At 69.5% G+C, this 25,820-nt stretch carries 22 protein-coding genes; 11 read left to right on the forward strand and 11 right to left on the reverse strand.

The genetic code is table 11. The features are described from left to right. Positions 1-763 (reverse strand): carboxyl transferase domain-containing protein (locus ACFOGJ_RS27935; RefSeq protein WP_379906577.1); only part of this gene is annotated, 763 nt, incomplete at its 3' end. Further along, positions 760-1,308, reverse strand: a complete 549-nt coding sequence (locus tag ACFOGJ_RS27940; protein ID WP_379906578.1) for a paraquat-inducible protein A — start codon at positions 1,306-1,308, stop codon at positions 760-762. The genes ACFOGJ_RS27940 and ACFOGJ_RS27935, both read right to left, overlap by 4 nt. A gap of 155 nt (positions 1,309-1,463) precedes the next feature. Between ACFOGJ_RS27940 and ACFOGJ_RS27945 the strand changes: the two genes are divergently transcribed. From ACFOGJ_RS27945 to ACFOGJ_RS27970, 6 genes are all read left to right on the forward strand, one after another. Then, complete coding sequence (locus ACFOGJ_RS27945) at positions 1,464-2,672, forward strand: hypothetical protein (protein ID WP_379906579.1); 1,209 nt, start codon at positions 1,464-1,466, stop codon at positions 2,670-2,672. A 273-nt stretch (positions 2,673-2,945) separates the two neighbouring features. Next, a complete protein-coding gene (locus ACFOGJ_RS27950; RefSeq protein WP_379906580.1) occupies positions 2,946-3,329 on the forward strand; it encodes a GcrA family cell cycle regulator in 384 nt (127 codons plus the stop codon). A 175-nt stretch (positions 3,330-3,504) separates the two neighbouring features. Then, entirely contained in the window at positions 3,505-4,533 is a 1,029-nt protein-coding gene (locus tag ACFOGJ_RS27955; RefSeq protein ID WP_379906581.1) for a phosphotransferase family protein, read from the forward strand. Between the two features lie 33 nt (positions 4,534-4,566). After that, positions 4,567-5,781 (forward strand): acyl-CoA dehydrogenase family protein, encoded by a 1,215-nt coding sequence (locus tag ACFOGJ_RS27960; protein WP_379906582.1) that lies wholly within the window; start codon positions 4,567-4,569, stop codon positions 5,779-5,781. Positions 5,782-5,783: 2 nt separating this feature from the next. Beyond that, positions 5,784-7,427, forward strand: coding sequence for an AMP-binding protein (locus ACFOGJ_RS27965; RefSeq protein WP_379907078.1), 1,644 nt, complete (start codon positions 5,784-5,786; stop codon positions 7,425-7,427). Next, entirely contained in the window at positions 7,424-8,041 is a 618-nt protein-coding gene (locus ACFOGJ_RS27970) for a TetR/AcrR family transcriptional regulator (RefSeq protein WP_379906583.1), read from the forward strand. The genes ACFOGJ_RS27965 and ACFOGJ_RS27970 overlap by 4 nt, the downstream gene beginning before the upstream one ends. A 146-nt stretch (positions 8,042-8,187) precedes the next feature. On the opposite strand, the gene ACFOGJ_RS27975 is transcribed toward ACFOGJ_RS27970, so the two are convergent. From ACFOGJ_RS27975 to ACFOGJ_RS27990, 4 genes are all read right to left on the reverse strand, one after another. After that, positions 8,188-9,318 (reverse strand): acyl-CoA dehydrogenase family protein, encoded by a 1,131-nt coding sequence (locus tag ACFOGJ_RS27975; protein WP_379906584.1) that lies wholly within the window; start codon positions 9,316-9,318, stop codon positions 8,188-8,190. Positions 9,319-9,484: 166 nt separating this feature from the next. Then, positions 9,485-10,675 carry an acyl-CoA dehydrogenase family protein gene (locus ACFOGJ_RS27980; RefSeq protein ID WP_379906585.1) on the reverse strand — a complete coding sequence of 397 codons (1,191 nt, stop codon included), beginning with the start codon at positions 10,673-10,675 and terminating at the stop codon, positions 9,485-9,487. 82 nt (positions 10,676-10,757) lie between these two features. Beyond that, positions 10,758-11,189: a secondary thiamine-phosphate synthase enzyme YjbQ gene (locus ACFOGJ_RS27985; RefSeq protein ID WP_449288614.1), complete on the reverse strand. Its 432-nt coding sequence runs from the start codon at positions 11,187-11,189 to the stop codon at positions 10,758-10,760. 10 nt (positions 11,190-11,199) lie between these two features. Next, a complete protein-coding gene (locus tag ACFOGJ_RS27990; protein ID WP_379906586.1) occupies positions 11,200-11,463 on the reverse strand; it encodes a hypothetical protein in 264 nt (87 codons plus the stop codon). 96 nt (positions 11,464-11,559) lie between these two features. On the opposite strand from ACFOGJ_RS27990, the gene ACFOGJ_RS27995 reads away from it, so the two are divergent. Together ACFOGJ_RS27995 and ACFOGJ_RS28000 are read left to right on the forward strand one after the other, a co-directional pair. Continuing rightward, positions 11,560-12,564, forward strand: coding sequence for a hypothetical protein (locus ACFOGJ_RS27995; protein ID WP_379906587.1), 1,005 nt, complete (start codon positions 11,560-11,562; stop codon positions 12,562-12,564). Between the two features lie 157 nt (positions 12,565-12,721). Next, positions 12,722-13,150 (forward strand): PaaI family thioesterase, encoded by a 429-nt coding sequence (locus ACFOGJ_RS28000; protein WP_379906588.1) that lies wholly within the window; start codon positions 12,722-12,724, stop codon positions 13,148-13,150. Between the two features lie 22 nt (positions 13,151-13,172). Here ACFOGJ_RS28000 and ACFOGJ_RS28005 read toward each other — a convergent pair whose 3' ends face one another. Both ACFOGJ_RS28005 and ACFOGJ_RS28010 read right to left on the reverse strand, forming a co-directional pair. Then, positions 13,173-15,185, reverse strand: a complete 2,013-nt coding sequence (locus ACFOGJ_RS28005; RefSeq protein ID WP_379906589.1) for a putative bifunctional diguanylate cyclase/phosphodiesterase — start codon at positions 15,183-15,185, stop codon at positions 13,173-13,175. Positions 15,186-15,319: 134 nt separating this feature from the next. Then, positions 15,320-16,165, reverse strand: a complete 846-nt coding sequence (locus ACFOGJ_RS28010) for a crotonase/enoyl-CoA hydratase family protein (RefSeq protein WP_379906590.1) — start codon at positions 16,163-16,165, stop codon at positions 15,320-15,322. 207 nt (positions 16,166-16,372) lie between these two features. On the opposite strand from ACFOGJ_RS28010, the gene ACFOGJ_RS28015 reads away from it, so the two are divergent. From ACFOGJ_RS28015 to ACFOGJ_RS28025, 3 genes are all read left to right on the forward strand, one after another. Further along, complete coding sequence (locus tag ACFOGJ_RS28015; protein ID WP_379906591.1) at positions 16,373-17,470, forward strand: succinylglutamate desuccinylase/aspartoacylase family protein; 1,098 nt, start codon at positions 16,373-16,375, stop codon at positions 17,468-17,470. A gap of 166 nt (positions 17,471-17,636) precedes the next feature. After that, positions 17,637-19,355, forward strand: coding sequence for a long-chain-fatty-acid--CoA ligase (locus ACFOGJ_RS28020; RefSeq protein WP_379906592.1), 1,719 nt, complete (start codon positions 17,637-17,639; stop codon positions 19,353-19,355). Positions 19,356-19,807: 452 nt separating this feature from the next. After that, the gene (locus tag ACFOGJ_RS28025; protein WP_379906593.1) at positions 19,808-21,391 is read left to right on the forward strand and encodes an AMP-binding protein; all 1,584 of its coding nucleotides are present in this window, start codon (positions 19,808-19,810) and stop codon (positions 21,389-21,391) included. 6 nt (positions 21,392-21,397) lie between these two features. On the opposite strand, the gene ACFOGJ_RS28030 is transcribed toward ACFOGJ_RS28025, so the two are convergent. The 3 genes from ACFOGJ_RS28030 to ACFOGJ_RS28040 are packed head-to-tail and all read right to left on the reverse strand — an operon-like array spanning position 21,398 to position 25,608. Next, positions 21,398-22,600, reverse strand: a complete 1,203-nt coding sequence (locus tag ACFOGJ_RS28030) for a serine hydrolase domain-containing protein (RefSeq protein WP_379906594.1) — start codon at positions 22,598-22,600, stop codon at positions 21,398-21,400. Positions 22,601-22,611: 11 nt separating this feature from the next. After that, complete coding sequence (locus tag ACFOGJ_RS28035; protein WP_379906595.1) at positions 22,612-23,658, reverse strand: TAXI family TRAP transporter solute-binding subunit; 1,047 nt, start codon at positions 23,656-23,658, stop codon at positions 22,612-22,614. 48 nt (positions 23,659-23,706) lie between these two features. Next, positions 23,707-25,608, reverse strand: coding sequence for a TRAP transporter permease (locus tag ACFOGJ_RS28040; RefSeq protein ID WP_379906596.1), 1,902 nt, complete (start codon positions 25,606-25,608; stop codon positions 23,707-23,709). Positions 25,609-25,820: the final 212 nt, after the last annotated feature.

Consider the following 25,820-nt stretch of genomic DNA (forward strand, 5'->3'; position numbering starts at 1 on the left):
GCAGGTAGGACAGGAAGCGCCGGATCTGTGCCAGGGCGTCGGCCTCGTCGGCGGCGAAATTGTCCACCACGCCGCTCTTCTCGTGCAGCGCGGCGCCGCCCAGCGCCTCCTTGTCGACCTCCTGCCCCAGGGCGCGGCCCACCACGGCCGGGCCGGCGGTCATCACCTGCGCCGTGCCGCGCACCATCACCGAGAAGTGGGAGGCGACCAGGCGGGAGGCCGGCAGGCCGGCCACCGGCCCCATCGCCGCAGCGGCCACCGGCACCGTGCCCAGCACCCGCGCCACCGACTGGAAGCGCGGGGTGGCGAAGACCGGGTCGGTCGTGGGCCCCGCCGACTGCTTGCCCTGCGAGCCCGTCACCGAGCCGCCGCCGCCCTCGTGCAGCCGCACCAGGGGGATGCGGTACTGCAGGGCCAGTTCCTCGGCATAGACGCTCTTGCGCAGACCGGAGACGTTGGGCGAGCCGCCGCGCAGGGTGAAGTCCTCGCCGCCGACCGCCACCGGCCGGCCGCCGACCTCGCCGATGCCGAGGATGAAGTTGGCCGGGCTGTAGCCGGTCAGCCGGCCGTCCGCGTCGCGCTCCGGCGCGCCGGCTGCCGGGCCGAGTTCGTGGAAGCTGCCCGCGTCCAGCAGTCCGTCGATCCGCTCGCGGATCGTCAGTCGGCCCTTCTCGTGCTGGCGGGCGACGGCCTCCGCCCCGCCCTGGCCGCGCGCCAGCACCTTGCGCTGCCGGATCTCCTCGATCGCCTCGTCCCAACTCACGGCCCTGTCACCTCCCCGGCTGCGGAATCCCCGGCCGGGCGCGCCAGCGCCTGCAGCCGGTAGGTCACCACCATGGAGAGCAAAGCCGCGCCCGCGAAGCAATAGGCGCCGGGCAGCACCAGCGCGCTGGCCAGCCCCTGGCTCTGCACCGCGAACACCACCAGGGCCAGGACGAAGACGTCCAGCATCGCCCATTTGCCGAGCCGGCCGGTCAGCTCCAGCGCGCGGCCGAAGCCGCGCGCCGCCGGCCGCGGATGGCGCCAGAGCACGGCCAGCGCCGCCATCTTCGCCAGCGGCACCAACCCGGCGAAGATGGCGATCACCAGCGCGAGCCCCAGATGGCCTTCGCGGAACAGGGACAGCACTGCACGGGTTACAGAGACCTCTTCGGTCTGGATGAACCAGGCTTCGATGGAGATCGCCGGCAGGGCACAGCCGGCGACGAACAGGGCCAAAGTGACCGCCCAGGCCAGCGGCAGCAGCCGGTCGACGCCTCTCGCCTGCGCCCGCAAGGGCCGCTCTGTCCGCGGTTGCGCCTGTGTCATGAAGTCACCATTGCGTCACAAAACGGCCCGGAACCGGGCCCGGGGATTGGCATCGGAGCCCGTTCCCTGTATCCCTTCCAGGATACGGTGGTGTGTTTCCGGATGGCCAATATGGGCCCCGGCCGGCATCGCCACGAGAGGTTCGAGGAACCTGGATGAGCAGCGGCACGCTAGACGGACTTGACCATGACTGGGTCGCCTATCTGCGATCGCAGCTCTCGGTCCAGATCGAGAGCCAGCCGAGGGAGCTCGTGCGCGCCTATTTCGGCGCCGCCATCGACACCAGCGATTCCTTAAGCGATCCCGGCCTGCGCTTCGCGCTGGACCTGCGGGAAAACTACCGCTCCGGCAAGACCCTCGGCGTGCCGGACTACGAGAGCTGGATGATCGACCCGGAGCGCTTCCTGAACCTGGACCAGCGCTTCGGCAATTTCGAGGATTCCATGGTGCTGGCGGTGATGGCCGCCCGCGACCCTGCCAACATCATGTCGCTGGCCGCCGCCGCGCGCATGGCGCCGCGGGCGGGCAGCCGCGATCTGGTGCAGCAGATCATGCACGAGATCGCGGCCGAGTCCCGCCACAGCGAGGTGCGGCACTGCATCGACTATGCGGAGGAGAAGGGCTATTCCTCCAAGTCGGTCGCGGCGCTGACCGACGCGGTCAAGGCGCAGATCCACGACGTGCGCGCCGACTGCTTCCGCCAGCTGAAACAGATCCTGCGCCAGCTTCTGGACGGCGAGCTGAAGGCGGTGGCCTTCGTGCAGGCCTTCTTCGAGCTGAGCGAGCAGAGCCGGGTGAAGCCGGACGTCTACCGCTCGATGGCGATGACCCTGATGCGGTCGAAGAACATCCGCCCGATCGTGAAGCTGCTGCTGCTGCAGAACCTGTCGCGCATGCCCGGATCGGTGCGGCACGAGATCGTCGCCCTGGTCGACGACTGGGAGGTCAGCCGCGACACCATCTACCTGAAGGGCGAGATGGAGCATGTGCTGCGGCACGACCCGATCCTGCAGCGGTCGATCCGCCGCGGCCGCCGCGGCGCCGGCGAACCCTCGGAACGGATGCGCCGGGTGGTGGAACTGCTGCGCCAGGACGATGCCCCGCCGCCGAGCCTGAAGCCGGCGATCCTGCCGACCGGCGGCCTGCCCAGCGCGCTTGCCGCCGGCGCGGTCGTATCGACGGACAGGGCAGCGGCCGACACTGCGGGCAAGCCCGCCGCGAAGCCGCCCCGCAAGGCGCTGGCCGGCAGTGCCAAGGACCTGCTGAAGCGGGATACGATCCTGCACGCCGACCTGCCCGGCGGCGACAGCTTCCTGCGCGGCCTGGGCCGCAGCCGAAGCGACACGGCACCCATCCTCGGCTGATCCGGAACTGACCGATTTCCGGCCCGGCTGAACCTGGCCGGCGGAATGAGGGTCTGGCAGAAGGCAGGCTTGGCCGAAGTTGTCCATGGGCCTCTGCCCGATCGGCTGGACCGGTCGGCCGCCAGGTCCGGTCGGCGCCGAAAGCCTCCCGCCATCCTGCAGATCGTACCGGTAGGGCCAGCGAAAAGCTGATTCGGCGAATCCAAATCTTGACCGCAGGAGCCCCTCGCTACATACTGCATCTAGTGATGTACACAGGGCGGGAGCCGAGATATGGCATGGACGCCGGATACCGTTGAACAGTTGAAGGTTCTCTGGTCGCAGGGCCTGTCGATCACCCAGATCGGCAAGCAGCTCGGCATGACGCGCAATGCGGTCGTCGGCAAGGCGCACCGTATCGGCCTGGAGAAACGCACCTCCCCGATCGTCCGGCGCCCGCGCCCGGCGGCCCCGATCCCGGCGCCGCTGCCGCAGCCGGTGCTGCATACCGGCGCCCAGCGCTGCCAGTGGCCGATCGGCGATCCGAAGACCTCGGAGTTCCGCTTCTGCGGCAAGTCGGCCCTGCCCGGCCGGCCCTACTGCGACGACCATTGCTCGGTCGCCTATACCAGCTGGACCAGCGAGGATATCGCCCCACGCAAGCAGAACGCGGCCTGATCCGCCCTACCTGACATTCGAGCCGATTTCGGGCGGCCCCTCCCTGACGGGAGGTTGGCCGCCCGTTGCGTTTCAGAGCGCCTCTGTCTCTACAACCTTACTGAATTGAAATTCAGTTCATTGAATTGACGTTCCTGACCTGCGCCGGCATGCTGGCCCGCAGGGGGAGGCGCCGATGGACGAAGCGATGATTGCGGCCCGGCTGCAGCGGAAGATCGCGCATGACAGCGACGGCGCCGCGACGCTGGGGGATTTCGCCGTGCTGGGGGACGGGCATGCCGGCCTGACCTTCGGCTTCACGGTCCGTCCCGCGGCCGGCGGCCAGGACCAGCGCTACGTGCTGAAACTGGCCCCGCCCGGCGTCACCCGGCGCGGCAATACCGACGTCTACCGCCAGACGCCGCTGCTGCGCGCCCTCCATGGCGCCGGCCTGCCGGTGCCCGACGTGCCCTTCGCCTCCGCCACGGAGGACGAGCTCGGCACCCCCTATATCGTGATGGAATGCCTGCCCGGGCGCAGCTTCCTGGTGTGGGAGCCGCAGGACGGCTTCGACCTGGCGCCAGCCAATGTTGAGCGCATCTGGCGCAGCGCGGCGGCGGTCCTGGCGCGCCTGCACGGCTTCGACTGGCGCACCGCCCTGCCCGACTGGGAGGCGCCGCGGCCGCTCGCCGACGAGCTGGCCTATTGGCCGCCGATCCTGGCCAAGGCGCAGGAGGCGAAATGGCTGCGGCTGGGCAGCCGGCTGGGCGAGGCCCTGGCCCGTCATCCGCCCGACACGGGCCCGGTGGGCCTGTTCCATGGCGACTACCAGCCCGGCAACGTGATGTACGACGCGACACCCGACGGGCTGGCCGTCACCGGCGTGATCGACTGGGAGCTGTCGGGGATCGGCGCCCAGGCGCTTGACCTCGGCTGGCTGTCGATGATGGCGGACCGGCGCTGCTGGCATGACGGCTGGCAGCCCCATTCCACCCTGGGGCCGGAGGAGCTGCTGGAGGAATATGTCGCCGCCGGCGGCACGCGGATGCGCGACCTGGGCTGGTTCCAGGCGCTGGCCTGCTACCGGCTGGGGTCGATCTCCTGCCTGAACGTGCGCCTGCACCGTACCGGCCGGCGCGAGGATCCGATCTGGGAGCGCTTCGCACCCAGCATCGAGGTGATGTTCGAACGTGGCCTGGAGCTCTGCGCGGCGCCCGCACGCTGAAGGCCACAGAGCCATACTGTCAGAGGAAAACGCATGATCGACTTCGAACTGCCCGAGGACCTGCTGCAGCTGTCGGACCGGATCGACCTGTTCATCCGCGACCAGGTCATGCCGCTGGAAGCCGACCCGCGCCAGGGCCCGCACGGCCCGGAGGAGGTGCTGCGCCTGGAACTGGTCGACCGGGCGCGCCAGGCGGGCCTGCTGTCGCCGCACGGGCCGGCGGAATGGGGCGGGCTGGGGCTGGACCATGTCGGCATGGCGGTGGCCTTCGACCGCGCCGGCTATTCGCCGCTGGGCGCGCTGGCGCTGAACATCCAGGCACCGGACGAGGGCAATACCAACCTGCTGAACGTGGTGGCCACGCCGGCCCAGAAGACGCGCTGGCTGAAACCCCTCGTCGCCGGCGAGCTGCGCACCGTCTTCATGATGACCGAGCCCGACGGCGGCGCCGGCTCCGACCCCTCGCTGCTGGCGACGGTGGCGCAGAAGAAGGGCGACCGCTTCGTGATCAACGGCCGGAAGTGGCTGATCACCGGCTATCCCGGCTCCGGCCTGAGCATCATCCTGGCCCGCACCCTGGACGAGGACGGTACCGACCTCGGCGCCACCATGTTCCTGGCGCCGACCGGCGCGCCCGGCATCCGCCAGGAGCGGCTGCTGGACACCATCGACAGCAACTCCCCCGGCGGCCATGCCGTGGTGGTGCTGGAGGACCTGGAGGTCGGCGCCGAGGACGTGCTGGGGGAGGTCGGCCGCGGCTTCCGCAATGCCCAGGTGCGGCTGGCGCCGGCACGGCTGACCCATTGCATGCGCTGGCTGGGCCAGGCACGGCGCTGCCACGACATCGCCACCGCCTATGCCGGCCGGCGGCAGGCCTTCGGCCGCCCGATCGGCGAGCATCAGGGGGTCGGCTTCCAGCTGGCCGACAACGAGATCGACCTGCATATGAGCCGGCTGGCGATCCTGCACTGCGCCTGGAAGCTGGACCGCGGCGACAAGGCCCGCAGCGAGACCAGCCGCGCCAAGGTGTTCTGTTCCGAGGCGCTGGGCCGGGTCGTCGACCGGTCGATGCAGGTGATGGGCGGGCTGGGCATCACCGGCGACACGGTGGTGGAACGCACCTATCGCGACATCCGCTGCTTCCGCATCTATGACGGCCCGTCGGAAGTGCATCGCCACGTCCTGGCGCGGGAGATCATGAAGCGCGCCGGCGACGATGCCGGCCCGTCGATGGCGGCGCAGCCGTGACCCTGCTGCCGGCGGCCGACAGCTACGAGGGGCTGCGCGCCGCCTTCCGCTGGCGGGTCCCGCAGCGCTACAACATCGCCGCCGATGTCTGCGACCGGCATGCCGCCGGCGATGCGACGGCGCTGGTGATGGAGGAGCCCGACGGCCGGGTGACCCGCTTCGGCTTCGGGCAGGTGCAGCGCCTGGCGAACCGGATGGCCAACCTGTTCCTCGCCCATGGCGCGCGCCGCGGCGACCGGGTGATGATCCTGCTGGGCCAGGACCCCTACGCCGCCATCGCCCATATCGCCTGCTGGAAGGCGGGCCTGGTCTCCCTGCCCACCTCGATCCTGTTCGGCACCGACGCCATCGCCTACCGGCTGGCCGACTCAGGCGCGGTGCTGGCAATCACCGACCGGGAGAACATGCCGCGCCTGGAGGAAGCTCGGGCGCAGGCCGTGCCACAGGCGGGGGGCGAAGGCCTGCGGGCGGTCTTCCTGACGGACGGCAGCGGCGCGGCTTCCCTGCCGGCGGCGCTGGAGCGGGCCTCCGACGGCTTCGCGACCCTGGATACCCTGGCGGAGGAACCCGCCTTCCTGAACTACACCTCCGGCACCACGGGCTGGCCGAAGGGCGCCCTGCATGCCCATCGCGCGATGCTGGGCCACGTCCCCGGCGCGCAGTTCGGCTACGACTTCATGCCGGGGCCGCATCCGGGCGACTGCCTCTGGTCGCCGGCGGACTGGTCCTGGCTGGCCGGGCTGATGGATGTGCTGATGCCGGCCTGGTATTTCGGCCTGCCGGTGGTCGCCTTCCGGGCGCGCAAGTTCGACCCGGAACAGGCCTATGCGCTGATGGGGCGGCACGGGGTGCGCAACGCGCTGCTGACCCCGACCATGCTGAAACTGATGCGGCAGGTCCCCGACGGGCCGGCGCGCAGCGGCACCCGGTTGCGCACCGTGCTCAGCGGCGGCGAGTCGGTCGGCGCGGAGCTGCTGGACTGGGCGCAAGCGGCGCTGAACGCCCAGGTCAACGAAGGCTATGGCCAGACCGAGTGCAACCTGGTGCTGGGCAATTGCGGGCGGATCATGCCGGTGAAGCCGGGCTCCCTCGGTCGCGCGGTGCCGGGCCACGAGGCGGCGATCGTCGACGATGACGGCCATCCACTGCCGCCGGAGACCCTGGGCAACATCGCCTTCCGCCGGCCGGACCCGGTGATGCTGCTGGAATACTGGCGCAAGCCGCAGGCAACGGCGCAGAAGTTCGCCGGCGACTGGCTGATCAGCGGCGACCTCGGGCGGATGGATGCGGAGGGCTATGTCTTCTTCCACGGCCGCGCCGACGACGTGATCTCCAGCGCCGGCTACCGCATCGGCCCCGGCGAGATCGAGGATGCCATCATCGCCCATCCCGCCGCGGTGATGGCGGCCGCGATCGGCGTGCCGGACCCGGTGCGCGGCGAGGCGATCAAGGCCTTCGTCATCCTGCGGGAAGGGACGGCACCGTCCGATGCGCTGGCGGAGGAGATCCGCAGCTTCGTGGGCAGCCGGCTCGCCCGCCACGAGGTGCCGCGGCAGATCGCCTTCGTCGACAGCCTGCCGCTGACCAGCAACGGCAAGGTGATCCGGCGCGAACTGCGCGAGCGCGAACGGGCCGCACCGCCGTGAGCACCCGCAGGCAGCCGCATCCCGCCTTCGACCGGTCGGAGGATTACCAGCGCCGCCGCCAGGCGATGGTGCAGACCGCCGCCTACCTGTTCAACCGGTCCGGCTTCCACGCCACCTCGATCGGCGAGATCGTCGCCGAACTCGGCGTCTCGAAGGCCGCGCTCTATTACTACTTCGCCGACAAGACCGACCTTCTCTACCATTGCCACCTGCAGTCGGTGGAAAACGGCGAGGCGCTGGCGGAAGCCGCCGCCGCCGGCGGCGGCAGCGGGCTGCAGAAGCTGGAGACCTATATCCGCACGCAGTTCGACGCGCTGGTCCGCAAGGAGGGCGCCGCCTGGGTGCTGGGCGACATCTCGCTGCTGCGCCCCGAGCAGCGGGAGGATGTGCGCCACCGATCGCGCCGGGTCGACGGGCTGGTGCGCGGCTTCATCGAGGACGGCATCGCCGACGGCAGCATCGCCTGCGCCGAGCCCCGCATCACCGAGTATTTCCTGATGGGGGCGATCAACTGGCTGCCCCGCTGGTACCGGCCGGAGCTGGGGCAGTCGGCGGAACAGCTCGCCGAGATCTTCCTGCACTTCGCCCTCGACGGCCTGCGCCCGCGGGGGTGAAGGGGGCATTCAGGTCTGTCATCCTCGCCCTAGAGGCGAGGAGCCATTCCGCAAGCCGCGCGGTGCCGCAGAGCTCGCGGAATGGACTCCCGGGTCAAGCCCGGGAGTGACGATTTCAGGATTTGGCGGTTGGCGGGAACCTGTCCTCAGCTCAGCGCGCCGAAGCGCTTGAGGTGGTGGTCGCCGTCGCCGAAGCGGGTCTCCAGCGCCATCAGGTGCTTGAAGTAATGGCCGATGTCGAGTTCGTCGGTCATGCCCATGCCGCCATGGATCTGCACCGCCTGCTGGCCGACATAGCGGCCGGCCTTGCTGAGCTGCGCCTTGGCGGCGGAGGCGGCGCGGCCACGCTCCTGCGCATCCGCGTCCAGCTTCAGGGTGGCGAGCATCGCCAGCGACTTCGTCTCCTCGGCATGGATCATCATGTCGACCATGCGGTGCTGCAGCACCTGGAAGGAGCCGATCGGCACGCCGAACTGCTTGCGGGTCTTGGCATATTCCACGGTCTGCTGCTGCAGGTGCTGCATCGCGCCCACCGCTTCGGCGCAGATCGCGGCGATGCCATGGTCCACCGCCTCCTCCAGGAACGGCAGCGCGCCGTCCTTCGGGCCGACCAGGGCGTCCTTGCCGACCTTGGCGCCGGAGAAGGTGATCTCGGAGGCGCGGCGGTTGTCGATGGTGCGATAGTCGCGCCGCTCCACCCCGTCCATGTCGCGGTCGATCAGGAACAGGCTGAGCCCGTCCTCGTCGCGCTGGCCGCCGGCGGTGCGCGCCAGCACGACCAGCTTGTCGGCCGCCGGCGCGTCGAACACGACGATCTTCTTGCCGCTGATCGAAAAGCCGTCGCCATCGGCCTTCGCCTCCGTCGTCACGTCGGCCAGGTTGTAGCGGGCCTGCGCCTCGGCATGGGCGAGCGCCACGATATGCCGCCCCTCGATGATGCCGGCCAGCACCTCTTCCTTCTGCGCGTCGCTGCCGGCCTTCGCCAGCAGGGTGCCGCAGACCGCGACGGTGGAGACGAAGGGCTCCAGGACATTGCCCTTCCCCATCTCCTCCAGCATCAGCATGGTGTCCACCGGGCTGCCGCCCAGGCCGCCGACCTCTTCCGGGAAGGAGATGCCGAACCAGCCGAGCTCCGCCATCTGGGCCCAGTTCTCGCGGCTGAAGCCCTCCTCGGACTTGGCCAGGGCCCGCCACTTCTCGAACTCGTACTGCTGCCGCACGAAGCGCTGCACGCTGTCGGTCAGCAGCTTCTGTTCGTCGCTCAAGGAAAAGTCCATACCGGCGCCTCCCAAAACCGCGCGCGTCCCGATCCGCCGCGGCCCTTCCCCAACGACCTGCCCGGCCGGTCGGGGACCGCCCCATCGATGGCGGATGTTTTATGACATGGGCGGCGGACGCCGCCCGAAAAGGATGGACCGCCGCTTGCGCGACGGTCATCCGTCCCTACAACCCGAGAACCATTTTGGCAATCACGTTGCGCTGGATCTCGTTGGAGCCGCCGTAGATCGAGGCGGCGCGGCCGATCAGCATCTCCGAGGCCACCATCTCCGCGTAGTCGGGGCCCGGATGCGGCGCGTTGGAGCCCTCCAGCAGGTCCTCGTAGGGGTTCACGTAATAGCCCAGTGCCTCGCAGGTCAGTTCCGCGATGCGCTGCTTCACCTCGCTGCCGCGGATCTTCAGCATGCTGGCCTCCGCCCCCGGCGAACTGCCCTGCGCCAGGGACGACAGCACGCGGAGGTTGGTCATCTCCAGCCCCATCAGGGTGACCTCGACCTCCGCGATCTTGCGCCGGAAGCCGTCATCGTCGAGCAGGCTGCCGCCGTCGCAGGCCTCCGCCTTCGCGATCTCCTTCAGCCGGCGGATGCGCTGCTTCGACAGGCCGACCTCGGCGATGGAGGTGCGCTCATGCCCCAGCAGGAACTTGGCATAGGTCCAGCCCTTGTTCTCCTGCCCGATCAGGTTGGCGGCCGGCACACGCACATCCTCGAAGAACACCTCGTTCAGGCTGTGATCCTCGTCGATGCTGATGATCGGCCGCACCGTGATGCCCGGCGTGGTCATGTCGATCAGCAGGAAGGAGATCCCCTCCTGCGCCTTCACGTTCGGATCGGTGCGCACCAGGCAGAACATCATGTCGGCCATATGCGCCTGGGTGGTCCAGATCTTCTGGCCGTTGACGACGTAATGGTCGCCATCGCGCACCGCCCTGGTCTTCAGGGAGGCGAGGTCGGAGCCGGAGCCGGGCTCGGAATAGCCCTGGCACCAGAACTCGTCGCCGGAGACGATCTTCGGCAGGTAGCGGGCCTTCTGCGCATCGCTGCCGAAGGCCTGGATCACCGGCCCGACCATGTTGATGCCGAACGGCAGCAGCATCGGCGCGCCGGCGGCCATGCACTCCTCCTCGAAGATGTACTGCTTCACCGCGTCCCAGCCGGTGCCGCCATATTCCTGCGGCCAGTTCGGCGCCGACCAGCCACGGCGGTGCAGCAGCTTGTGCCAGGCGCGCAGGTCCTCCTTCTGCATGTGGAAGCCGTGCAGCGCCTCGCGCTTCAGGTGGTCGCTGAGATTCTCGGCCAGGAAGTCGCGGACCTCCTGGCGGAACGCCTCTTCCTCGGCGCTGAATGCGATGTCCATCTGGTTCCTCCCGGGCGGCAGCGATGTTTGGCGGCATTCTGCCCGGCGGCGGGCGGCGGGTCTAACGGGTTCTGCCGCGACCTCACGTCCCGGCCAGATGCACCACCAGGCGGCGGCGATGCGGCTGCCGGCGATGCTCCAGCAGGTAGACCGCCTGCCAGGTGCCCAGGGCCATGCGGCCGCCGGACACCGGGATCGCCAGGCTGGTCTGGGTCAGCACGCTGCGCAGATGCGCCGGCATGTCGTCCGGCCCCTCGGCGCCATGGCGGTAGCGGCGCGGATCCTCCGGCGCCAGCGCCGCCAGCCAGTCCTGCAGGTCGCGCAGCACGTCCGGATCGGCATTCTCCTGCACCGTCAGGCTGGCGGAGGTGTGCTGCAGGAACAGGGTGGCCAGGCCGGTGGCGATGTCCTGGTCCGCCAGCCAATCGTCGATCGTGGCGGTCAGGTCGTGGATGCCATGCCCGCGGGTCGCCACCTGCAGCACGGTCTGGGCCTGGCGCAGCGGGGCGGACATGAGGCGGCGCTCAGGTGTCGATGTCGAACAGGAAGTCGTCGTTCTGGTCGGCCGGCCGGCCCTGCGGCGCCGGCGCGCGGTCGCCGCCCGCGCCGCGCGCGCCCTGGCGGTCGTTCAGGATCTCCGCCAGGACCACCTGGAGCTGCACCAGGTCCGCCCGCGAGATCTGCCGCGAGACCACGACCTGGTCGTTGAGTGCCACGGCGATCGAGAAACCGCCGCGGGTCTGGCTGATCTTGATCGGAAGATCGTAGGAGACCATGCTGCCCGTCACTGGTTGAGGCCTGCGCCATTCTTCGGCCCGCGGCGGCGACGGTCAAGGAAGCCCACCCCCGCGCGTCCCGATGGCACATCCGCGGGGAGGCGTCCGATGCAGCTTCACAGGCCCACGCAGGACGAGGCGCTGGCCGGCCTCCGCGCGATCCGGACCTGCCTCGACACGGTCGGCGGGCCCGGCCCGGCGGCCCGCCAGATGGTCGCCGCCGCGCAGGGCTTCCTGCTGCACACCGACCTCGACCTGGACAGCCTGGACCCGATCGCACCGGAAGCGCTCGCCCTGGCGATGCAGCGGCCGGAGATCCGCATGCAGTTCGTCCAGGGCCTGACCGTGCTGGGCATCGCCGACGGTCCGCCGGACGAACGCTATTACGACAAGGTCGGCGAGTTCGCCGCGGCGATGGCGGTCAAGGCCTGGGAACTGCAGATGGTCCGCCACTATGCGGAGCATCACATGATGATGTTCCGCCTGGACATGCTGCGGCGCATCCACATTCGCGACATGTTCGTCGACCAGGTGAAGCGCTATGGGGTCGGCGGCCTGGTCAGGGGGGTCGGCGGCATCACCGGCCTGCTGGAAAGCCCGAAGATCGCCGCGCGCTACCATGCGCTGGAGAAGCTGCCGGAAGAGACCCTGGGCCATGCCTTGTGGCGGCACTACCAGGGCAATGGCTTCGCCTTCCCGGGGGAGAAGGGCGGCTTCCCGGAGGCCGGCATCTACCACGACTTCACCCATGTCCTGTCCGGCTACGGCACGAAGCCGGCGGGCGAGATCCTGGTCGGCACCTTCACCTCCGGCTATCGCAGGCACAACGCCACCTTTCTCCTGCTGTTCGTGCAGTTCAGCTTCGGCGCCGGCATCAACGTGACACCGGTGGACCAGCCGGACGTGCATTCCACCCTGGCGATCCCCGGCCTGGCGGAACGCTTCTTCGAGGCGCTGGAGCGCGGCGGCCGGGTCAATACCGACCTGTCGGACAACTGGGACTTCTGGCCCTACGTGGACCTGCCGATCGACGAGGCACGGGCGCGGCTGAACGTGGTGCCGCCGGCGGGCGGCTATCCCCTTGCCCTGGGCGAGGCGGCGGTGCACACCTAGACCCGTTCCCGCCATTGCCTGATGATGCCGCGTCGTTCCAGGGCTCGACCCTGGAACCCATTCCGCAATCCTCGCGGCCCTGCAGAGCTGGCGGAATGGATCCTCGCCTCACGGGCGAGGATGACGACTTCATCGGGTGGCGCGACCAGGGACAGGCATGACCGCAGACACCGCACAGGCTGAATCCGTGGCGCCGGCCGGCTGGCGCCGCCTCGAGGCGAAGGGCTTCTCCGAACTGGTCGGGCCAGTCTGGTTCCGCAAGGAGGCAGGCGGCGTGCGCTTCGGCTTCCGCGCCGAGGACCGGCATGCCAACCCGAACGGCGTGATCCACGGCGGCATGCTGATGTATTTCGCCGACCATGTGCTGGGTGCCCTGGCCTGGCATGCCTGCGGCCGCCGGCCCTGCGCCACCCTCAGCATGAACTGCGACTTCCTGGCCGCCGCGCGGCCCGGCGACTGGATCGAGGGCAATGCCGAGGTGACCCGCAAGGGCCGCGCCGTGATCTTCATCCGCGGCATGCTGGAGAAGGACGGCGCGCCGATCCTCACCGCCGACAGCGTCTGGAAGGTGATCGGCGAGCGCTGAGAGAGCGCTCCGACCGCGTCTGTCAGGCGGCGCTGATCAGCGCCAGCGGCTCGCCCGCGGCGGCGGCCTGCAGCTTGGCGCGGAAGACCTCCGGAGCCAGCGGCCGGCTGAACAGGTAGCCCTGCGCCAGCTGGCAGCCGGCGGCGGCAAGCAGCGCCGCCTGGCGCTCCGTCTCCACCCCTTCCGCCACCGTCTCGAATCCCAGGCGCGAGCCCAGCGCCACGATGGTGTCGGCGATGCGGCGGGCGCCCTCGTCGGTATCGATGCCGCTGACGAAGGCGCGGTCGATCTTCAGGGTCGCCACCGGCAGGTTGCGCAGGTAGGAGAGCGCGGAATAGCCGGTGCCGAAATCGTCGATGGCCGCCGTCACGCCGATCTCGCCCAGCCGGCGCAGCTGCTCCACGGCATGGCGGGTATCGCCGATGAAGGCGCTCTCGGTGATCTCGATCTCCAGTGCCTCGCCGCCCAGCGCCTTCTCCGGGGTGCCCGCCTCGGCGAGCAGGTCGGCGACGAAATTCACCAGCCCGGGATCCTGGAACTGCCGGGCGGAGACGTTCACCGCGACCTTCGGCGGCGCCAGCCCCTCCGCCCGCCAGGCGGAGATGTCGGCCAGCACCCGGCGCATGACATGGCGGCCCAGCTCGTCGATCAGGCCGATATCCTCGCAGATCGGCACGAACTCCGCCGGCGGCACCTCCTCCTGCCCGCGCAGGCGCCAGCGGGCCAGCGCCTCCGCGCCGCAGAGCGCGCCGGTCTGCAGGCAGACCTTGGGCTGGTAGACGACATGGATCTCGCCGCGTTCGAAGGCGCCGCGCAGGGCGCGCTCCAGCCGGCGCCGGCGCTTCGCCAGCGCGTCCAGCGGCGCGTCCAGGAACCGCACCCGGCCACCGCCATCGGCCTTCGCCCGGCGTACCACCAGCCGCAGCGCCTGCAGCCGCGCCTCGTCCGCCGGCTCGCGGCCGGCCAGGCTGACCGCGCAGCTGAGCGAGAGGGTCAGGTCGCGCGCGTCCAGCGCAATCGGCGCGGAGAGCTCCGACAGCAGGCGGGACGCCATGGCCGCCACCTCCGACGGCCCCATCTGCGCCCGGGTCGCCAGCACGAATTCGTCGCCCAGGGTGCGGGCGACCACCTCGCCTTCCGCCGCGGCGGCGAACAGCCGCTCGCCCACGGTCCGCAGGATGCGGTCGCCACCCTCATGGCCATGCCGTGCGTTCAGCTTCGAGAATCCGTCGATGTCGAGCAGGAACAGGGTCCAGCCGGAAGGCGCTGCGCCGCCGCCGTCGGGATCGGCAAGTTTCGACCACAGACCGGGCCGGTTGTAGAGGCCGGTCAGCGGGTCGGTCAGGCTGTTGCGCAGCTGTTCGGTGCGGTTGAAATGCGCCAGTTCGGCGAACAGCTGGTTCACCGTCGCGCCCATGCTGCGCAACTCGCCATAGCGCGGCAGTTCCACCGGCTCGAAGGCGGTGCGGCTGGGCGCGCGGGCGGCAGAGGCCAGCGCCTGCTCGATCAGCAGCAGCGGCGCCAGTACCGTATGCCATATCACCAGCATGGCGGCGGTTGTGGTCACCGCCGCGATCAGCAGCACAAGCCCGGCGATGCGCAGGATGAAGGCCTGCATCCGCGCCGCGACCAGTTCCGCGTCGATCCGGCTCTCCACCGTCCAGCCGTCCGGCAACATCTGCGGCGGCGCGGCGATCGCATCGGCAACCCCCGTGGAAGGTTCGGCCACCTGTCCCAGGACCGCGAGCGGCCGGCCCTGCGGGTCCAGCAGGCGGATCCCGGTGACCCCGGCCGGCAGCGCGTTCTGTGCCATGGCAAGGCCGACGCCGCGGCGCGCGCCCTCGGCGAAGGCGCGCGCCTGCTGCGCCATCTCGTCGAGGATGCGGGCCCGTTCGTTGGCATAGGAGGGGAGGAGGATCGCGACCTCGATCGCCACGATGGCGAGAAAAACGGTCGCTGCCACCAGGCGGCAGACGCGGCAGCCGGCGAGCTGGCGGTGGTATCGCGGCGAGCCGAACACCGGAATCCTTCTCATGACCTGGGTATATCGGGATCCCGCGGCCGCTTGTCCCCGCGCGCGGGCTTCAACTGGACGTGAAGCGCCGGCGCAGGGGCCGGCTGGCCGTCACGATACCGCGAGCAGCCTGCCGGAAAGGTGTTTCCAGGTGGTTATCGCCGGCGCACCAGGCGCTGCGGCGGCAGCAGGTCGGCGAAGCGGGGGGCCCGCTTCTCCCGGTTCGCGGCGGCCGCCTCGAACAGGTCCGGACCGACGAACATGCCGGCCTGCCAGGTCGCCATGTAGTTCAGCGAATCCGCGACGTCGTGGTCGCGGGTATAATTCAGCATCTCCTTCGTGCCGGCGATCGCCAGCGGCGATTTCGACGCGATCACCGCCGCGATCTCCATCACCTTCTCCAGCATCGCGTCATGGTCGGCGAACACCGCGTTCACCAGGCCGCAGGCCTGCGCCTCCTCCGCCGGCATGCGGCGGCCGGTATAGGCCAGTTCCCGCACCAGCCCTTCCGGCATCAGGTAGGGCAGGCGCTGCAGGGTGCCGACATCGGCGGTCATGCCGATGTTGATCTCCTGGATGGTGAAGAAGGCGTCCGCGCTGGCATAGCGCATGTCGCAGGCGGAGATCATGTCGACCCCGCCGCCGATGCAGCCGCCCTGCACCGCCGCCAGGACCGGGTGGCGGCAGCGCTCGATGACGTTGAAGCTCTCCTGCATCTCCAGCACGGTACGGCGCAGCCGCTCGCCCAGGCGGGCGGCGTCGTCGCCGGTCATCGTCTCGGCGATGCCGGCGAAGGCGTTCAGGTCCAGCCCGGCGGTGAAGTGGCGGCCGGTGGAGGAGATCACCACGGCGCGGACATCGCCGCGGCCCTCGATCTCGGCGAAGATATCGACCATCTCCTGCCAGAACGCCATCACCAGGGTGTTGAGCGCATCCGGCCGGTTCAGCCGCAGATGCGCGACCCCATCGGCCACCGTGAACTCGATCGTCTCGTACGCCATGCATGCCTCCCGCGGGCGGTTCAGGGCGCGCAGGATAGCGGCTCGGCGGCGGCGCTTCACCACCTGCGGCACCGCTTCGGTTCAGCGACCGGTCGGTGGGCGAAGTCCGGCGCCAAGTTCCGCTTGACCGGCCAGCCGGCGGCTGCCATTCCGAATGGCATGGCGCACGGTTTTCAGCGGATCCCCCTCCTCGCCCCGGCGCCGGGCATGGCCCGGCATGTCGCGCTCCACCGCTTCGGCGAGGACGGCGCGCGGCCGCTGACCTACATCCAGGCCGGCCTGCATGGCGACGAGACGGCCGGACCGCTGGTGGCGCATCACCTGATCCGCATGTTCGAGGCGGCCGATGCGGAGGGCCGCATCCAGGGCGAGGTGCGCGTGGTGCCGATGGCCAACCCGCTCAGCACAAGCCAGAACCTGCTGGGCCGCACCATCGGCCGCTATGCCCTGGGCACGGGCGAAAACTTCAACCGCCGCTTCCCCGCCCTTAGCGCGCGGGTGATGGACCTTGTCGGCGAGCATCTGGGCGAGGATGTGGGCGACAACGTCACCGAGATCCGCACCGCGCTGATGCGAACCCTGTCGGAGAACCGTGCCGTCGACGAGATCGCCAACCTGCGGCTGGTCCTGATGCGCCAGGCGGTTACCGCCGACCTGGTCCTGGACCTGCACGGCGACGGGGTCGAGGCGCCGCATCTGGGGATCGGCGCCCATCTCTGGCCGAGCCTGCGCGACCTGGCGGCGGAGATCGGCGCCAGCGCTGTTCTGCTGAGCGAGGATAGCGGCGGCATGCCGTTCACCGACGCGCTGTCCCTGCCCTGGCGCCACCTGCACGACCAGTTCGCGCCGGAGATCCCGGTGCCGGCCGACGGCTGCTGTGCGGCCACGGTCAATCTCGGCGGCGGCGAGGCGCTGGACGACGACGTGGCGGCGGAGGATGCCGAGGCGATCTACCGCTTCCTGGTGCATCGCGGTGTGGTGCGCGACGAGATCGGCCCGTCGCCGCCGGTCGGCTGCCACCCGACCCCTCTGGAGGGTGTCGACCTGGTACGCACGCCGGCGCCGGGCATCGTCGTCTACCATTGCGAGGTGGGGGAGATGGTGCGCACCGGCGACCTTCTGGCGGAGGTCGTCGATCCGACCGCCGCCGATCCCACCGGCAGCCGGGTGCGGATCTACAGCCTGGCCGACGGCTGCTTCTTCTCCCGCCTGCGCGACGGCCTGGTCCGGCCCGGCCAGATCCTGGGCAAGGTCGCGGGCGACGTCGCCCTGCCGCATCGCGGCGCCAACCTGCTGGCGCCCTGATCCTCCCCTCCCCCGACCCTGTGCCGATTTCCGGGCAGGGCAATTGACGCCGCGTCCGGTTGACGCTTTTGCGGGCATTCCGCACATAACCGCGGCATAATGGCGGCAACGAATCGTTGCCTGCCCCCGGCCTGCCGCCGGAGGAGCGGACATGGGAGGAGCCCCGATGAAGCTGTGGGAAAAGGACTATCCGGAAGGCGTCACCTGGGAGCAGGAGTTCCATCCCACCGGACTGCCGGAGTATTTCGACGCGACGGTCGCGCGCTGGGGCGACAAGCCCTGCATCGACTTCATGGACAAGGTCTACAGCTATCGCCAGGTGGGCGAGCTGGTGGCGAAGGCGGCACGCGGCTTCCAGGAGCTCGGCGTGGGCCCCGGCGTCCATGTCGGCCTGTTCCTGCCGAACTGCCCGCAATACATCATCGCCTTTTTCGGCATCCTGAAGGCCGGCGGCCGTGTGGTGAACTACTCGCCGCTGGATGCCGAGCGCGAGCTGATCCACAAGATCGAGGACAGCCGCACCGACATCATGGTGACCCTGCACCTGCAGCTGCTCTATCCACGGATGGGTGCGATGCTGGGCAAGACCCGGCTGCGCAAGATCATCGTCGGCAAGATGCAGGACGTGCTGCCCTTCCCGAAGAACCTGCTCTTTCCGCTGGCAAAGGCGAAGGACATCGCCAAGGTGCCGGTGGACGAGCATCACATCTGGTTCTCCGACCTGCTGGACAATGACGGCCGCTTTACCCCGCACCCGGTGCACGACCCGGTCGACGAGGTGGCGCTGCTGCAATACACCGGCGGCACCACGGGCCTGCCCAAGGGTGCGATGCTGACCCATGCCAACATCACCGTGGCGGTGCAGATCCTCGAACTGTGGACCGGTGCCGGCGACGAGCCCTTCCTGAAGGAGGGCGAAGAACGCACCCTGGTGGTTCTGCCGATGTTCCACATCTACGGCCTCAGCGCGGTGATGCTGCGTGCCTTCGGCTCCGGCTCCCTGATGGTGCTGCATCCCCGCTTCGAGCTGGAGGCGGTGCTGAAGGACGTCGAGAAGAAGAAGATCACCGTCCTGCCCGGCGTGCCGACCATGTTCGCCGCGATCAACGGCGCGCTGGATTCCGGCAAGTACGACCTCTCAACCCTGAAATTCTGCGGCTCCGGCGGCGCACCGCTGCCGGTGGAGACCAAGTTCAAGTTCGAGAAGCTGACCGGCGGCGTGCTCAGCGAGGGCTGGGGCATGACCGAGACCTCGCCGGTCGGCACCTCGCAGCCGCTGACCAAGGCCGGCAAGGCCGGCTCCTGCGGCCTGCCGCTGCCCGGCATCACGATCGAGATCACCGACCTTGAGGATCCGCTGAAGGTGCTGCCGCAGGGCGAGCGCGGCGAGATCTGCATCACCGGGCCGAACATCATGAAGGGCTACTGGAACAAGCCCGAGGCGACGGAGGAGGCGTTCAAGGGCGGCCGCTTCCACACCGGCGATGTCGGCTACATGGACGAGGACGGCTACATCTTCATCGTCGACCGGATGAAGGACATGATCCTGTCCGGCGGCTTCAACGTCTATCCGCGCAACATCGAGGAGGCGATCTACGAGCATCCCGACGTGGCGGAATGCACCGTTATCGGCATCCCCGACGATTATCGCGGCCAGTCGGCCAAGGCCTTCGTGAAGCTGCGCGACGGCTCCTCCCCCTTCACCCTGGAGGAGCTGCAGGCCTTCCTGAAGGACAAGCTCGGCCGGCACGAGATGCCGACCGCGCTGGAGATCCGGCCGGAGCTGCCGAAGACACCGATCGGCAAGCTGTCCAAGAAGGAACTGGTGGCCGAGGAGCAGGCGAAGTACGACGCCGCCAAGAAGCAGGCCGCCGGCAGCGACTGAGGCGTCCGGCCTCCTTTTCACACGTGCCGCTTCACCCCATCTGCCGTCGCCCTCGGGCCTGACCCGAGGGCCCCAGCGCCGGCGGCGCCACGACGCCGATCAGCAACGGCAAGGATCCGTCGCGGCCCTCGGGACAGGCCCTACGGGATTCACATATCTCTTCTCTTCGACACGCCTCCCTGCTGCCGTCGCCCTCGGGCTTGACCCGAGGGGCCTGACGGGACAGGGAGGCCGCGCAGCTTCGCCGCCTTGCCACGATCCTCGGCTCGGGGGCCGAGGATGACGGCAAAAAGGGAGGACCGCAGGGCTGATTTGGCTCCCTGACGAGATGTGTGAATGCCGTAGGGTCAGGTCCGAGGGCGACGGCACCGGGGAGCGTGTCCCGATCAACACCGCCATCCGTTTCAGGCCCACCCACCCCGCGGTAGGGCCCGCATCGAGGAGTTCGCACCATGGGCCCTGCCGAGGTCTATCAGTACTGCCGTTTCGGCGACCTGGCGCTGCGGGCGCTGCGGCGCTATCCGGACCGGGTCGCGCTGGACTATCTGGACCGGCAGTGGACCTACCGGGAGGTCGAGCAGCGGGTCAGCCAGGTGATCCAGGCGCTGAAGGCGGCGGGGCTGAAGCGCGGCGACGGGCTGGCGCAGCTCACCGCCAACCGGCCGGAAGCGATGATCCTGACCACCGCCGCGGCGATCATGGGGATGCGGATCACCTATCTGCACCCGCTGGGGTCGGAGGACGACCATGCCTTCATCCTCGAGGATTCCGAAGTCGCCGGCCTGATCGTCGACGAGCGCAAGTTCACCGAGAAGGGCCGCGCCCTGGCCGCCCGGGTGCCGGGGCTGAAGCATCTGTTCACCTATGATGCCGACCCGGACGCGAAGGACCCGTTCGGCACCGCCCTCTGGCCCGCGTCCGACGGCTTCGCCGCCGGCCCGGTCACGGTGGAGGGCGAACCCGACGATGTGGTCTGGATCGCCTATACCGGCGGCACCACCGGCCGGCCGAAGGGGGTGGTGCATCGCCACCGGTCCTTCGTCGCGGCGGTGATGATCATGATCGCCGAATGGGAGTGGCCGGCCGAGATCCGCACCCTGGCGGCCACCCCGATCAGCCATGCCTCCGGCGTGCTCTGGCTGCCGACCCTGTACCAGGGCGGCACCTTCGTGATCGAGCCGGGCTTCGATCCGGCGGGCTTCCTGGACTGCCTGGAGAGGAAGCGGATCTCCGTCGCCTTCCTGGTGCCGACGATGATCTACGTCCTGCTGGACCATCCGAAGATCGCCGACACAGACCTGTCCAGCATGGAGCTGATGATCTACGGCGCGGCGCCGATGTCACCGACCCGCCTGGTGGAGGCGATGAAGGTGTTCGGCCCGGTCTTCATGCAGCTCTACGGCCAGACCGAGGTGCCGAACTGCATCACCGCCCTGCGCAAGGCGGACCACGATCCGGCGCGGCCGCACCTGTTCGCCTCCTGCGGCATGCCGGTGATCGGCGTTCAGGTGGCCCTCCTGGACGAGGCGGGCCGGGAGGTGCCGCAGGGCGAGGTCGGCGAGATCTGCGCCCGCGGGCCCCTGGTGATGGACGAGTACTGGAAGCGGCCGGAAGAGAACGAGAAGACCCTGGCCCATGGCTGGCTGCATACCGGCGACATGGCCCGCGCCGACGAAGACGGCTATCTCTATATCGTCGACCGCGCCAAGGACATGATCATCTCCGGCGGCTTCAACGTCTATCCGCGCGAGATCGAGGATGTGCTGACCACCCACCCCGCCGTCTCGATGGCCGCGATCATCGGCGTACCGCACGAGAAATGGGGGGAGATGGTGAAGGCCATCGTCGTGCCCCGTCCCGGCTCCGACCTGTCGGAGGAGGAGGTGATCCGCTTCGTCCGCGACCGCAAGGGCGGCGTCTACGCCCCGAAGGAAGTGGAGTTCGCCACCGAGATCCCGGTCACCGCGCTGGGCAAGCCCGACAAGAAGGCGCTGCGCGCCCGCTACTGGGCGAACCAGGAGCGGCAGGTCGGGTAGGGCCGGTCAGGCGGCGCCCTCCGCCAGGTCGCTGTAGAGCGCCTGCCGGAACTCCGCCCGCAGCGGATAGGCGCGCGACGGCATGTACTGCGCCAGCAGCAGGGCGGCGATGCCGGCCTCCGAATTGACCAGGAAGGCGGTGCCCGCCGCACCGGTCCAGCCATAGTCGACGGCGCCGGGCGGCAGGCCGGCCCGCACCGGGTCGAGCACGGTGCTGAAGCCCAGGCCGAAGCCGATGCCGGTCCAGCTGGCGCCGTTGAAATCCCCCGCCCCCATCGCCGCCATGTCGCCGGGCAGCTGGTTGCGGTGCATCAGCGCGACCGTCTCCGGCCGCAGGATCCGCACACCGTCCAGGCTGCCGCCATGCAGCAGCATCGCCATCAGCCGCAGATAGTCGGGCGCGGTGGAAACCAGCCCGCCGGCCGGGCAGATATAGGCGGGCGGAGCGCGGAAGGCGCTGTCGGCGCCCCGGTCGATGGCCGGCCCCAGCCGGCCTTCCGCCACCGCATAGGTGGTGACCAGGCGGCCGGCCGCACCGGCCGGCACCCGGAAGCCGGTCTCCGACATCCCCAGCGGCGCCAGGATCCGACGGTCGATGAAATCCTCGAACGGCAGGCCGCTCCACAGTTCGACCAGGTGGCCGACCACGTCGGTCGCCATGCTGTAGCGCCACCTCGTGCCCGGATCGAACAGCAGGGGCATCCGCCCCAGCCGGTCGACGGCCGCCGCGAGCGGCGGGGTGCTGCGGATACCGTCCAGGCCGTTGGCCAGATAGAGCGGCACCAGGGCATCCTCGGCAAAGGCCGGCAGGGTCATGCCGGCGGTATGGCTGAGCAGGTGCCGGACGGTGACCGGACCGGCAGCGGGCCGGGTGCTGCCGTCGGGCAGCAGCACCTGCGGCGCGGCGAAGGCCGACAGCCAGTCGGCCACCGGATCGTCGAGGGCGAAGCGCCCCTCCTCCCACAGGATCATCGCCGCGATGCTGGTGACCGGCTTGGTCATCGAATAGATGCGGAAGACCGAATCCCAGGCCATCGGCACCGCACTGTCCACGTCCTGCACACCGGCAACGGCCTGCCAGCGCAGGCCGGTGCGATCGATCACCGCGGCGACCGCGCCCGCCAGCCGTCCGTCGGCGACATAGCCGGACAGCAGCCCCTGCAGGGCGGGAAACCCTGCCCTGCAGACGGCGGCTTCGGACGCGGTCATTCCGGCGGGGCCTACTGCGCCGGCAGCAGCGCGGCCGGGATCTCCAGGCCCTTCTCGCGGTAGAACCGCACGGCCCCCGGATGCAGCGGCATGTTGGCGCTGGCAAAGGCCTTGTCCATGGTGATCTCCGCCAGCCAGGGCGCCTGGCTCTTCGATGCCTCCACCGCATCCCAGAAGATCTGCAACATGCGGTAGACATCCTCGTCGGAGAGGCCCTCCCGGGTCGCGATGCCCATATAGGCGCCCAGGGTCGGCACGTCCTGCTCGTTGACCTGGTTCTTGCCGTAGATGCCGGCCGGGATGCTGTCGATATAGCGGCCCGGGCGGTTGGCATAGAGCTTCTTCATCTCCTCGTTGCCGGAGATGTCGCCCAGGTCGAGCAGCCGGATCTCGTTGGACAGGGCCACCTGCGACAGCACCGGGCTCGGCGGGTTGGTGACATTGGCATAGACGTCCACCCTGCGGTCCTGGAAGGCGGCGCCGCCGGCATCGAAGCTGACTTCCACCGCATCGTAGTCGGTGCCGGCCTCGTAGCCGGTCGTCGCCTTGATGATCGCCTTCACCACGTTGTTGATGGCTGACCCCTTCGGACCGACGAACACCTTCTTTCCCTTGAGGTCCTTCATCGTCTTGATGCCGGAATCCTCATAGACGGCGAAATGGTACATGCCGGCGGGGAACATGAACATCAGCCGCAGCTTCTTTGCCATTTCCGGCGCGCCGTCGACCTTCGCGTACATGGCGCTGCCGGACGACATCAGGCGCTGCACGATCGCCGCGGTGACGAAGATATCGAGATCGCCCTTCGCCGCCTCGATCGCGTGCTGGGTCCCCTTGCCCGTGGCGTTGACCTGGATCTCCTTGCCGTCCATCCGGCGGTTCACCTCGGTGGCGAACATCGTCGACAGCATGTAGGGCGTGGTGCCCGGCCCCAGGGTCGCCATCCGCAGGAACTCCTTCGCCGACGCGGCCTGCGACAGGCCGGCGAAAAGCGCGACGGCGAGCATGACGGCCACGGGCGCCGCGGCGGTGGACCTCAGTCTCGGGACGTATCTCATCGGTTTTTCCTCCTGGTTTGTCTGCTTGCGTCTGCTTGTCCTGCCCGGTCAGGGATGGTCGCCGAGCCGCGTCTGCCGCGACGGGGTCCGGCCTGGTCGCAGCCATCGCTGCACCGCCATGCAGGCAGCGCCGGCCAGCAGCCCGGCACCGGCGAACTCCGCCAGCGGCGAGATCAGGGCGAGAGCGGCGGCCAGGCGCAGTACGCGCTGCCACAAAGGCAGCGGGCCGCCCTCATGGCCCAGCAGGCCGGTGGCGAGCAGCCAGAGCGCGAAGGCCAGGCGCGCCGCCGCCCAGGCGAACAGCGGCAGGCTGTAGCCGTCGACCAGGGTGATCGACGGGTTGAAGATGAAGAAATAGGGGATGACGAAGCCGGCCATCGCCAGGCGGAGCGCCGACACGGCCGTCTCCATCGGCTTCGAGCCGCTGATCGGCGCCGCCGCGAAGGCGGCGATCGCCACCGGCGGGGTGACCGACGAAAGCACGCCGAAATAGACCACGAACAGGTGCACGGTGAGGGTGGAGAAGCCCATCTCCTCGATCACCGGCCCCATCACCAGGACGATGATCAGATAGGCCGGCACCGTGGGCATGCCCATGCCCAGCACCAGGCAGCCGGCCATCATCAGCACCAGCGCCAGCAGGATGTCGTTCTGCGACACGGCGAGGATCGCGCTGGCGAAGCGCAGGCCCAGGCCGGTCATGTTCATGGCGCCGATCACGATCCCGATCGCCGCCACCGCGATGATGATCACCGCGCAGCTGCGGCCGGCCGCGACCAGGATGTGCAGCAGGCGCATCGGCTGCCGCCGCAGTGTGCCGTTCAGCACAAGACCTGCGGCGAAGGCGATGGCGACGGCGGCCAGCCCCGCCAGGGCCGGGCTGTAGCCGGCGACGAGGAGATAGACGACGGCCGCCAGCGCCAGAACCAGCGCGCCGGACAGACGCCAGTCCAGAGGCGTGATCGGCGCCCGGCCCTGACCGCCGGTCGGTTCGATGCCCAGCTTCGCCGCCTGGATGCCGACCGCGAGGAACAGGCTGCCGTAGTAGAACAGGGCCGGCACCAGGGCGGCGAGGCAGATCGTCAGGTAGGGAATACCGGTGACATCCGCCATGATGAACGCCACCGCGCCCATCACCGGCGGCATGATCTGTCCGCCGGAAGAGGCCGCCGCCTCGATCCCGCCGGCGAAGCGGGCGGAGAAGCCGCGTGCCTTGATCATCGGGATGGTGAAGGTGCCGGTGCCGACGACATTCGCGGCGACGCTGCCGGACAGGGTGCCGAACACCGCGCTCGACACCACGGCGGCATAGGCGGGGCCGCCGCGCAGCCTGTCGGTCAGGCGGAAGACGATCTTCAGCACGCTCTCGCCGGCGCCGATGCCCTCCAGCACGGCGCCGAAGACGATGAAGATCAGGATGAAGCCGGTGACGACGGCGATGGCGCGGCCGAACACGCCGTCGAAGCTGAACCAGATCGTTGACAGGGTCTGTTCGACCGAGAAGCCGGCATGCTGCAGCACCCAGGGCAGGTGGTTTCCCAGGATGCAGTAGGCGAGCGCCGCCGCCGCCACCAGGAACAAAGGCAGGCCGAACAGCCGGCGGGTGGCTTCCAGGATGACGGCCAGGCCGATCCAGGCGCTGGCAAGGTCGAAGTCCGACAGGACGAAGAGCCCGGTCTGAAGGTCCTCGTACAGGACGAAGAAGTTGCCGATCGCCAGGCAGGTGCCGGCGAGCAGGGCGACATCGGCCAGGATCCGCGGCAGCGACGGACGCGGCTGCCCCGGCTCCCGGACCAGGGAAGCGAAGACGACGACGAAAAGCCCCAGGGCGATGGTTCCGCCGCGCAGCAGGGCTTCGTCCAGCACGCCGAACGCGGCGGTGTAGATCGCGATGCCGGAGACGGCGAGCGCCGCCGTCGCTTCCGGAACGCGCATCAGCACCTGCTTCACCCGCAACCCCTCCCCCACAGCAGCATCTTCCGACCGGAGCGCCCCGGCGGGCCGTAGCCGGCCTGCCGCTTTCCCGATTGGCGTTTCATTATATGTTTAATCGATACATTATGTGTAAGTCTAAGATTCGACCTTCCCGGCTGTCAAGGAGCCGGCCGACGGCACTGCCGGACGGAGGTCGGGACGAGACGCGATCCGTGGCGCGGGACGGC

The sequence above is a fragment of the Marinibaculum pumilum genome (assembly GCF_042646425.1).
Taxonomy (GTDB): Bacteria; Pseudomonadota; Alphaproteobacteria; order Ferrovibrionales; family Ferrovibrionaceae; genus Marinibaculum; species Marinibaculum pumilum.

Coding starts and splice junctions, on each gene's coding strand:
- ACFOGJ_RS27940 (WP_379906578.1), bottom strand. CDS start 1,308: ATGACACAGGCGCAACCGCGGACAGAGCGGCCCTTGCGGGCGCAGGCG.
- ACFOGJ_RS27945 (WP_379906579.1), top strand. CDS start 1,464: ATGAGCAGCGGCACGCTAGACGGACTTGACCATGACTGGGTCGCCTAT.
- ACFOGJ_RS27950 (WP_379906580.1), top strand. CDS start 2,946: ATGGCATGGACGCCGGATACCGTTGAACAGTTGAAGGTTCTCTGGTCG.
- ACFOGJ_RS27955 (WP_379906581.1), top strand. CDS start 3,505: ATGGACGAAGCGATGATTGCGGCCCGGCTGCAGCGGAAGATCGCGCAT.
- ACFOGJ_RS27960 (WP_379906582.1), top strand. CDS start 4,567: ATGATCGACTTCGAACTGCCCGAGGACCTGCTGCAGCTGTCGGACCGG.
- ACFOGJ_RS27975 (WP_379906584.1), bottom strand. CDS start 9,318: ATGGACTTTTCCTTGAGCGACGAACAGAAGCTGCTGACCGACAGCGTG.
- ACFOGJ_RS27980 (WP_379906585.1), bottom strand. CDS start 10,675: ATGGACATCGCATTCAGCGCCGAGGAAGAGGCGTTCCGCCAGGAGGTC.
- ACFOGJ_RS27985 (WP_449288614.1), bottom strand. CDS start 11,189: ATGTCCGCCCCGCTGCGCCAGGCCCAGACCGTGCTGCAGGTGGCGACC.
- ACFOGJ_RS27995 (WP_379906587.1), top strand. CDS start 11,560: ATGCAGCTTCACAGGCCCACGCAGGACGAGGCGCTGGCCGGCCTCCGC.
- ACFOGJ_RS28000 (WP_379906588.1), top strand. CDS start 12,722: ATGACCGCAGACACCGCACAGGCTGAATCCGTGGCGCCGGCCGGCTGG.
- ACFOGJ_RS28005 (WP_379906589.1), bottom strand. CDS start 15,185: ATGAGAAGGATTCCGGTGTTCGGCTCGCCGCGATACCACCGCCAGCTC.
- ACFOGJ_RS28010 (WP_379906590.1), bottom strand. CDS start 16,165: ATGGCGTACGAGACGATCGAGTTCACGGTGGCCGATGGGGTCGCGCAT.
- ACFOGJ_RS28015 (WP_379906591.1), top strand. CDS start 16,373: ATGGCCCGGCATGTCGCGCTCCACCGCTTCGGCGAGGACGGCGCGCGG.
- ACFOGJ_RS28020 (WP_379906592.1), top strand. CDS start 17,637: ATGAAGCTGTGGGAAAAGGACTATCCGGAAGGCGTCACCTGGGAGCAG.
- ACFOGJ_RS28025 (WP_379906593.1), top strand. CDS start 19,808: ATGGGCCCTGCCGAGGTCTATCAGTACTGCCGTTTCGGCGACCTGGCG.
- ACFOGJ_RS28030 (WP_379906594.1), bottom strand. CDS start 22,600: ATGACCGCGTCCGAAGCCGCCGTCTGCAGGGCAGGGTTTCCCGCCCTG.
- ACFOGJ_RS28035 (WP_379906595.1), bottom strand. CDS start 23,658: ATGAGATACGTCCCGAGACTGAGGTCCACCGCCGCGGCGCCCGTGGCC.